The organism is Vibrio sp. 10N.261.52.A1 (genome assembly GCF_002876325.1).
Taxonomy (GTDB): Bacteria; Pseudomonadota; Gammaproteobacteria; order Enterobacterales; family Vibrionaceae; genus Vibrio; species Vibrio chagasii.
Window position 1 is genome coordinate 1 of the sequence record NZ_MCYD01000392.1, and the last position, 9,797, is coordinate 9,797.

Genomic DNA, 9,797 nt, shown 5'->3' on the forward strand with positions numbered 1-9,797 from the left:
TCTCAATACAGTACGCGCCTAAGAAAATCAGTATGGTACCGATTATCGCTGTCCATGCACCTAACGTTAATGAGTTGAAGAATGGAGTCCAACCATAGGTGCTCATTTCTGCAAAGTTATAGTTATTCAGTGTAAGGGCTTTGTTCCAAGGCCAAAAAGTGACCATGGAACCGTATACCGCCATCCCCAACACGATAACGACAGCAGCTGAGATGATCGTGCAATAAAGGAAACACAATCCATCACGCACGGTATTTGGTTCTGGTTGGTACGCGACAGAACGAGTATCAAATAAGCTCTTTTGCTTTTTTTGTACCCAGCGGTCCACTGTAAACGCAAGCAATGCAGGCAATAACAACAAGATACTGGTTACTGCACCCATTGAGAAGTTCTGCTGCCCTACTACCTGTTTAAAGATATCCGTCGACAAAACATTGTAGCTACCACCAATCACCTTGGGTACACCAAAGTCACACACCACCAGCGTAAACACCACGATAAGCGTACTGATCAAGCCATATTTGGCTGCAGGTAAGGTAACCATGAAGAAGGTTTTGAGCGACGACGTATTCAGTGCACGTGCTGCCTCATAAAGACGGGCATCGGACGTTCTGAGTGAAGTGGTTAGAATCATCAAGGCATGTGGAAACGTCCAGAATATCAGGCCTAATGTGATGCCAATTAAGCCATATACCGAGTTGCCACCGAGGAGTTCTTTGGCAATGCCTTGGTTACCAAATAGGAAGATCAGACTGATTGCAGGAAGTAATGAAGGCGCAAGGATCGGCGCAGAGCCTAATACCTGAAATAGCCCCTTAAAAGGCATACATGACCGAGTCAACGCATAAGCGTAACCAAACGCTAAAACACCAACCACTGTCGTTACCAACAAGCCCAACGTAAAAGTGTTACCCACAGATTGCCAAAGGCTTTGAGAAGCGAAATAGGTCGCGAAATTCTGTAAACCTACAAATTCACCATCAGCATTCTGAACACTTTTTTTCAGCATCGCCCACAATGGCATCAAGATAAACAGTGTCATGACTACAGACAAAAATGCCAACAGTCCAAATAGAATCACATTGTCCTTGCTTAACCGAGCCAGTAAAGGCTGTACTCGTCGTTGAATTAGCCGCTTAGGTTGCATCATTTGAGTCGATTCCATGATTCTTTACGCCGCCTCGTCTTTCATCACTTGAACACTTTTCGATGGATAAGCTCGCAAGCCTTCTTGATCAAACGCTACGTAACGAATATCACTGCGACGCAGTTTCAATCGATTGAACTCTTTGACTGGCACATCAACGATGATCTCTTTTGCCGTAGAGTCATGCTGCAATTGACATTCGACGCGATAAAACGCGCCCAGAAATTCGCTCGAAAGGATTCTTACCGGCAGTGACTCATTAAAGCGATCAACGAACTGGATTTGCTCAGGACGCACTGCAATATCGAATACATCCCCCTGCTTTGGAGTCAAATTGTCTAATCCAGGAAGTGGTAACATAGACTCAGCAATACGCATCTTGCCCTGCACAGCCACCGAGGCTTGAATGAAGTTCATGCTACCGACAAACTCCGCAACAAAACGACTCGCTGGTTTTTGGTAGATCTCTTGCGGCGCACCCACCTGCTCAATAACCCCATGGTTCATTACTACGATGCGATCTGCCATAGTCAAAGCTTCGTCTTGATCGTGTGTCACCATGATCGTGGTGATGCCCAATTTGCGCTGTAATTGGCAAATTTCGTCACGCAGGTGTGTTCTTACTTTCGCATCGAGTGCAGACAGCGGCTCATCAAGCAGAAGTAACCCAGGAGACAGTGCCAACGCGCGAGCCAGCGCCACACGCTGCTGCTGACCGCCAGATAATTGATTCGGATACTTTTGACCAGACGTTGGCAAGCCGATGGTTTCTAGCCAAGATTCCACCGTTTCTAGTGCTTCTTTGGTCGACATGCCTTGGTTTTTCAAGCCGATCGCAATGTTTTCTTCCACCGTCAGGTTAGGGAAAAGAGCGTAAGATTGGAACACGATGCCAAAGTCACGCTTTTCTGGTGGTAAAAAGGTCGTGTCGCGACCATTTTGCTCAATTGAGCCTGAAGTTGGTAAATCTAGACCCGCAATAGCACGTAATAAGGTAGTTTTTCCACAGCCAGATGGGCCAAGGAAACAGACGAACTCGCCTTTTTCAATAGATAAGGAGATGTCTTTAAGCGCTGTAAATTGACCGAATTGCTTTACAACGTTTTCAATATTCAAATAAGTTTGGTTGCTCATACTACAGCACTCTTTAAATGGTATATACCAAATTTAAACTTTGAATATTTCAGTTGAGTGACAAATTTATAGAAGCTAAATGACAGTTATATTGCAGAAATAAAATTCATTCTAACTGAGGGTGACGAGAACAAAACAAGTAATAATATTCAATATCTTACAGAAACCCAATAACCCTCAGATAGGTATTTGGCGATGAAAGCCAATGTGCTTTTCACCGCCAAATATCAATGCTTGTTTATGGTTATATCTATCGTTTCTTCCAATACTGAAATCAGTAGACCGCACGCCATGGAGCAGATTCCAAGCGAGCGCTTAAACGTTCGTGTGGATTAACCAAGTGAGGGCGATCCGCCACTTCATATTGAGGTAAATCATTAATCGAGTCAGCACCATTTTGACTATGGTTGTGCGAAGGGCCGTGTTGCTCTAACCACTCATTCAAACTAACCACCTTGCCATGCGGATGACTCGGAAGCCCCAAAATCTTGGCAGAGTATTGACTCGACGATTCCATGAGTTCAATACCGACAACATTGGGAATATTGAGCCTTTTTGCCACACATGCAGGAATGAATGACACAATGGCAGAGATGATCACCATCGGCTGCCCTTGTGTTGTTGACGACCAGCTCCTCTTTGCAATATGAGGAAAGATCTTGCTGAGAACTTTACGATTAATGCACTCTTCTAATAATGCACACACCTCTTGATAAGTTTTATTGGCTAGTGAGCGGGTTGCAAATTCAAGGTAAATATCTTCATTGAGAATACCTTGAACATACAGCGCCATAAGCCGGCGTTCTTCGTTCAAAAAGCTAGGTTCATTTGCCAAGCCTTTCTCAACCAAAAACTCATTCCAAATCATGGCGCTGTTTCCATCCATGAGTGCTTCATCTAAATCAAATACATACAGCGGGGTCGTCATATAAATTCTCACTTCAAATCAAATTTAACTTCCAATTCAGTTGCCACTTGAAGATCGGTTCTCGCTTAACCTGCAAAGCACAATCTACAACAAAGATTCACTCAACCTTGTCGGCTTTACCTGCCGCACCAGCCAGCTTTGCTAATTGCTTATCTAGCCACCATGGCGCTTTTCCTGAGTCTTCTGCGTTCTCTTTTCTGCGTACTGCATTGCGCACCGTCATGGCCCCTACCCAACGGAATGGCTCTGGTGGGAAATGCCCAAGCGGTCCTTTGGTTAATCCGCAGCAGGTCCAAGCGTTGTCAGTGCCGAGTACCATAGATGACAGAATCTTTCCGCCCATACGAGTTTGCGCAACACCATTACCTGAGTAACCGAGCCCATAATAGATGTTGTTTTGGCCTTTTAGATTACCGAAAAATGGCAATCCTGTTACTGAGCGATCTGATCCACCCGACCAGTTGTAATCGAACTCACTTTGTTCCAATTTAGGGAACAATTTTTCGAACGATTGATTTAGAATCGACAGGTAGTTTGTCTTTTGGTTAAACATGCTTTCAACTTGATTGGCAAACGAGAACTTATTGCCACCTTTACCCAACATCAGACGTCCATCCTGAGTATCTCGGTAATAGTGGACAAAGATACGTGAATCCACCACTGCCGCTCCTTTCTCTGGGCCAAATTGCTGGAGCTTTTCAGGGATGGGCTTAGTGACGACCATGTCTGATGAAACAACCACAATACTGCGTTTAAACTCTTTAAAGTGATCGAGCATCCATGCGTTGAGCGCCAAAATCACTTTATCGGCATAGATCGTCCCGCCTTTGGTTTGAATTCGAGCCGGAGAGCCATAGTCTAGCGAAGTCATCTCAGTGTTCTCGTGAATCTCAACGCCTAATTCAATAGCAACTCGACGTAAACCTCTCGCCAATAATGCAGGCTGCACGCTGCCTGCAGCTTCTGAGTAATAACCCTCAATATGACGCTCTGATCCCGCTTTATCAGACAAAGACTCGTCACACTTCTTCCAACTATTGATGCCTTGCTTAACCAACTCATTCACAACCGGCTGCATTCCACCTTTTTGTGCTTCGTTGGTTGCCGTGTAATAAGTCCCGCTGCGGTACAAATGTGCGTCTATGTTGTGCTCGTTACAGAAAGCTTCGATCTCGTAAATGACCTTTTCCGATTCTTTAACTAGCCATTTTGCTTGCTCTTTTCCATAGAGCTTTTTCAACGTTGGATACTTAGTCGACCACGTCAGCATACAACCGCCGTTCGCACCAGAAGCACCACTGCCACACAAGTCTTTTTCAATCACCACAACATGTTTTTGAGGTTGCTGTTGTTTAATTAAAATTGCCGTCCACAGCCCTGTGTAACCGCCGCCAACAATAGCGATGTCGCAGTTAATGTCTTTTTGCAGTGGCTTCGCAGATTCTAGCCCCGCATCGATGCCGCCAAATTCCTTTTCTAGTGCTTGTTTGAACCAATATGAATAGTGTTTTGTCATTTGTCGTACCTTACATAAAACCTAAAGGCGTAAAACTAAAAAAGGAAGACCGAAGCCTTCCTTTACTGATTACTAACTTCTAACGAACTAAATAGTTAATTGAATGAGTAGTTCGACAGATTAAGATTTTGGCTCTGATTTAGCGTCGAACTTCTCAGACCATGTTTTCAATACGTCTGCACGCTCACTGCCCATGCGTGCAAAGTCCATTTTTGCCATGTTCTTTTCAACATTAGGGAAGTTATCAATTGTTGCCGTCACGTCTTGGTGGCCAACAACTGGGTACATTTCGATGTAAAGCTCGTTTGCTGCTTTAGAGATAGACCAGTCAACAACGCGCTGCGCCGCATCCGAAGGTTTAACAAGACCAACCGCTTCAGATTCCCAGCCAATACCCTCAGGTGTAATCACAGATAGCGGTGCACCTTGAGTTTTCAGCTTAGCGCCGCGGCTTGCCATCGAGATACCGATAGCAACTTCACCCATGCCCGCTTGAACACACGGCTTAGAACCTGAGTGCGTGTAGTGAGCGATGTTTTGGTCTAGCTTCTGCATGTAGTTCCAACCTTGGTCTTCACCCATGTTTTGTAGCCAAGCCGAAACCTGCATGTAACCCGTACCAGAAGACGCTGGGTTTGGCATCGCAATGTGGCCTTTGTAAATCGGCTTAGTGAGATCTTCCCAAGATTTAGGTGCTGGTAGGTTAAGTTGTTTTGCTACCGCTTCGTTGAAACAAACCGCATTGAAAAATGCATCATTGCCATACCAAGCTTGTGTCGATTGCGGGTCGTTGAGGTTTGAACGCAGCGCCTCCACACCTTGTGGAGTGTAAGGCTTAAGAATGCCCTCTTCTTTAAGTAAAGCCATTGAAGAACCCGCAAGGCCCCACACCACCTCTGCACGAGGGTTGTTTTTCTCAGCCAACAGTTTTGCTGTCATGATCCCGGTTGAATCACGAACCCATTTAATGCTGATATCTGGGTTTTCACTTTCAAAAGCATTTTTGTATTTCGCTAAGATGTCGGTTTCAAAAGCGGTGTAAACCGTCACTTCCTGTGCCGCATAAGCGTTACCAGCTAATAGAGTGACTAATGCTGCAAGTGATCCTTTCATAAAACGGTTTTTCATCATTTTCTCCAGTCAGGCCCGATGCCAAAGTTAGAAATTAGAAGTCCCATCAAGAGACGGCTATATCCATAAATTCATTTATGTTGTTGGTACACGCTCAAAGTTGGTATGTACCAGATTTTGATTATTAAGCTAACTGGCTTTTATGACGGTTAAATGAACAAAAAATGGCAGTTTAAAGATCGATTAATTTCTCAGGGCAAGGGATTAATTTTTATATGAAGCTTTTGTGAAAATGGTATTTAGACTATTTACGACGGTTTAAATTGGTTGTTAAAGTAACTGTACAAATTGGTATAGTCCAAATTAAATCACGAGAACTTGAACATGAGAAACGATTACTTATTATTGACACCGGGCCCACTATCGACTTCTGAAACCGTTCGCCAAGCGATGCTTAAAGATTGGTGTACTTGGGATGATGAATACAACAAAGACATCGTTGAAGTGATTCGTAGCAAGCTTGTGAATTTAGCGACTAAACAAGCGGGATACACGAGCGTATTAATGCAAGGTAGCGGCACCGCTTCAGTTGAAGCAACAATTGGTAGCGTTATCTCTAAAAATGGCAAGCTTCTTGTGGTGGATAACGGTGCGTACGGCGCTCGTATCGCTCAAATCGCAAAATATTTAAACATTCCATGCCATGTCGTTTCTCCTGGTGAAACATCACAGCCTGACTTGAACGAAATGGAAACGGCATTGGCCATAGATTCAGACATCACTCATGTTGCGATTGTGCATTGTGAGACCACTACTGGCATGCTGAATCCAATTGAAGACATTGCTAAATTGGCAAAACTACACAACAAGACTGTCATTCTTGATGCAATGTCGAGCTTTGGTGGCATCCCTATGGATATTGCTGACTTAGGTATCGATTACATGATCAGCTCAGCTAACAAGTGCATCCAAGGTGTGCCAGGCTTCGGCTTTGTCATTGCTAAGCAATCAGAACTAGAAAAGTGTCAAGGCCAAGCTCGCTCGTTAAGCCTTGACCTGTTTGATCAATGGCACTGCATGGAAATCAATCACGGTAAATGGCGCTTCACCTCCCCGACTCACACGGTGCGTGCTTTCTACCAAGCACTGCTTGAGCTTGAGCAAGAAGGTGGCATCGAAGCTCGACATAATCGTTACCACACTAACCAAACCACGTTAGTTGCTGGCATGCGCTCCCTAGGGTTTAAACCACTACTTACTGATGAACTTCACTCTCCTATCATCACCTCTTTCTATTCTCCAACACACAGCGATTACCAATTTAAAGAGTTCTATGAGCGCTTGAAAGAACAAGGTTTTGTGATTTACCCGGGCAAGGTCTCAAACGCAGACTGCTTCCGCATTGGTAACATAGGTGAAGTTTACCCGTCTGATATTGAAGCTCTCATTGGCGCTGTTAAGAATGCGATGTACTGGGACATTAAGTAATGACAATAATTAACCAAGAGCCAGCACTAAAGGCAACGCACTTTCGAAGTGAAGGCGATGTGAACACCACACCCGCACGTGAAAAGTGGAATGAGTCGCTAAACGATGAGGCGACTCAAGCTATGTTAAAACGCGACTCAGAAGTATTTCTCCATCAAGCGATGTCAACACCTTGCCTAGACACACTTGAAGCCGCTGAAGGCATTTACATTCAAGATGCGACGGGCAAAAAGTACATGGACTTTCATGGCAATAATGTCCATCAACTAGGTTATGGTCACCCTCACATCATTAATAAAGTGACTCAACAAATGGCGTCATTGCCGTTTTCACCACGTCGCTTTACCAATGAAACAGCCGTTCAATGCGCTGAAAAGCTGACACAGATCTGCGGTGGTGAGTTGAACCGCGTGTTGTTTGCACCGGGTGGAACGTCAGTTATTGGTATGGCACTCAAGCTAGCTCGACATGTCACCAACAACTTCAAGGTCGTTTCACTGTGGGACTCATTCCATGGCGCGTCACTGGATGCAATCTCTGTCGGCGGCGAAGCTTGTTTCCGCGAAGGCATGGGCCCGTTAATGGCTGGCGTAGAACGTATTCCACCAGCGGTTTCCTATCGTGGTGCTTTTCCGCTTAATGACTCTTTTTCGCTTCGCGGGCAAAGCTCAGGCAGTGAAAGTGAGGCGGCATGTGATGTGCACTATGCCGATTACCTTGAGTACGTCATTGAAAAAGAAGGTGGCATTGGTGCCTTCATTGCAGAAGCAGTGCGTAACACAGACGTTCAAGTGCCAAGTAAGGCTTACTGGAAGCGCATCCGTGAGATCTGCGATAAGCATAACGTCATGTTGATCATCGACGACATCCCAAATGGCATGGGTCGTAGCGGAGAATGGTTCACTCACCAAGCGTTTGATATCGAACCTGACATCCTATGTATCGGTAAAGGCTTTGGCGGCGGCTTGATTCCAATTGCAGCCATGGTCACTAAAGACAAATACAACACGGCAGCGCAAGTTTCACTGGGTCATTACACCCATGAGAAAAGTCCAATTGGCTGCGCAGCTGCACTGGCTACCATGGAAGTGATTGAGCAAGAAAACTTACTTGAAAAAGTACAAGCCGACAGCGCATTCATGCGTGAGCAACTGCTTCAAATGAAAGAGAAGTACCCAGTCATCGGCGACGTCCGCGGCATTGGCCTGCTTTGGGGCGTTGAGTTGGTCACCGACCATATCACCAAAACCCGAGCGTTCGACGAAGCGGAAGCCGTACTTTATCAGTGTCTGAACGATGGCCTGAGCTTTAAGGTGTCTCAAGGTAATGTGATTCAGTTGAGCCCACCATTGCTCATCAGTCGTAGCGAGCTAGAAGCCGCTCTGTCTGTATTTGAAAACGCGATAGCAAAAGTCTGTAAAGACTTTGAATACCTTTAAACCAACACTAAACCAATAACCTAAAACACATTCGTCCCTTAAATGGGAGTGGCAAGAAAGGACACCACTATGAACACAACATCACCAATCCAAGCGGTTATCTTTGACTGGGCAGGCACTATCGTTGATTTTGGATCGTTTGCGCCAACTAGCATCTTTGTTGAAGCATTCAAACAAGGTTTCGACTTTGACATCGACTTAGCTGAAGCTCGTGAACCTATGGGTATCGGTAAATGGGATCACATCCAAGCGGTGGGTCGAATCCCTGCTGTTGATGCTCGTTGGAATGCTCAGTTCGGACGTTCAATGACCAGTGAAGACGTTGATGCGATTTACGCGGCATTTATGCCTCTTCAAAAAGCGAAAGTAGCCGACCACGCAGCGCCAATTTTAAACGCGATTGAAGTGGTAAATAACCTAAAAGAGAAAAACGTAAAAATCGGTTCTTGTTCCGGTTACCCACGTGAAGTGATGGATGTTCTAATTCCTGCAGCAGCAGATTACGGCTATCGTCCAGACAACGTGGTTGCAACCGATGATTTACCTCAAGGTGGTCGCCCTGCACCATTCATGGCGCTTAAAAACGTGATTGACCTAGGCGTAACAAACGTTGCGGCCTGTGTAAAAGTGGATGACGCCGGACCAGGTATTGATGAAGGTCACAACGCAGGCATGTGGACGGTAGGCCTTGTGTTATCAGGCAACGAAGCAGGATTAACCTACCAAGAATACTTGAGCGCAGATGAAGCAACGCTTACAGCAGCACGAGAAAAAGCGAGCGTTAAGCTTAATAAATCAAAACCACACTACCTAATTGACACCATCGCCGATTTACCTGGAGTCATTGCTGATATAGAAAAGCGCTTATTGGCTGGTGAGCGTCCTTAAAGACACTCACCTTTCTACTCATACAAGCTTCAGTACAAAACGAAAGCCTCGCATTACCTTTACATAAGGTGATGCGAGGTTTCTTCATTTCCAATATTTGAGACAGCAATTAATTGACAAAAACGCCTGTAAATAGCACTTTGAATATATAAATCTTAACAACTTTATTGACTCCCATAAGCAATC

8 protein-coding genes are annotated in these 9,797 nt (G+C 45.1%); 3 read left to right on the top strand and 5 right to left on the bottom strand.

What is annotated here, in order from left to right; translation table 11 throughout:
* The 5 genes from BCT81_RS04820 to BCT81_RS04840 form a co-directional block, all read right to left on the bottom strand.
* On the bottom strand, nucleotides 1–1,150 hold a 1,150-nt coding region (locus BCT81_RS04820; protein WP_198596843.1), incomplete at its 3' end, for an ABC transporter permease subunit.
* A gap of 21 nt (nucleotides 1,151–1,171) precedes the next feature.
* A complete protein-coding gene (locus BCT81_RS04825) occupies nucleotides 1,172–2,281 on the bottom strand; it encodes a putative 2-aminoethylphosphonate ABC transporter ATP-binding protein (protein WP_102423400.1) in 1,110 nt (369 codons plus the stop codon).
* A gap of 274 nt (nucleotides 2,282–2,555) precedes the next feature.
* Nucleotides 2,556–3,209: an HAD-IB family hydrolase gene (locus BCT81_RS04830; RefSeq protein WP_102423401.1), complete on the bottom strand. Its 654-nt coding sequence runs from the start codon at nucleotides 3,207–3,209 to the stop codon at nucleotides 2,556–2,558.
* Nucleotides 3,210–3,306: 97 nt separating this feature from the next.
* Nucleotides 3,307–4,725 carry an FAD-dependent oxidoreductase gene (locus tag BCT81_RS04835; protein ID WP_102423402.1) on the bottom strand — a complete coding sequence of 473 codons (1,419 nt, stop codon included), beginning with the start codon at nucleotides 4,723–4,725 and terminating at the stop codon, nucleotides 3,307–3,309.
* A gap of 120 nt (nucleotides 4,726–4,845) precedes the next feature.
* Complete coding sequence (locus tag BCT81_RS04840; protein ID WP_102423403.1) at nucleotides 4,846–5,856, bottom strand: putative 2-aminoethylphosphonate ABC transporter substrate-binding protein; 1,011 nt, start codon at nucleotides 5,854–5,856, stop codon at nucleotides 4,846–4,848.
* Between the two features lie 324 nt (nucleotides 5,857–6,180).
* Here BCT81_RS04840 and phnW point away from each other — a divergent pair, with 324 nt between their 5' ends.
* From phnW to phnX, 3 genes are all read left to right on the top strand, one after another.
* Complete coding sequence (gene phnW / locus BCT81_RS04845) at nucleotides 6,181–7,284, top strand: 2-aminoethylphosphonate--pyruvate transaminase (RefSeq protein WP_102423404.1); 1,104 nt, start codon at nucleotides 6,181–6,183, stop codon at nucleotides 7,282–7,284.
* A complete protein-coding gene (locus BCT81_RS04850) occupies nucleotides 7,284–8,723 on the top strand; it encodes an aspartate aminotransferase family protein (protein WP_102423405.1) in 1,440 nt (479 codons plus the stop codon). Before phnW ends, BCT81_RS04850 begins: the two co-directional genes overlap by 1 nt.
* Nucleotides 8,724–8,792: 69 nt before the next feature.
* On the top strand, nucleotides 8,793–9,611 hold the full coding sequence (phnX, locus tag BCT81_RS04855) for a phosphonoacetaldehyde hydrolase (RefSeq protein ID WP_102423406.1): 819 nt from the start codon (nucleotides 8,793–8,795) through the stop codon (nucleotides 9,609–9,611).
* Nucleotides 9,612–9,797 lie beyond the last annotated feature (186 nt).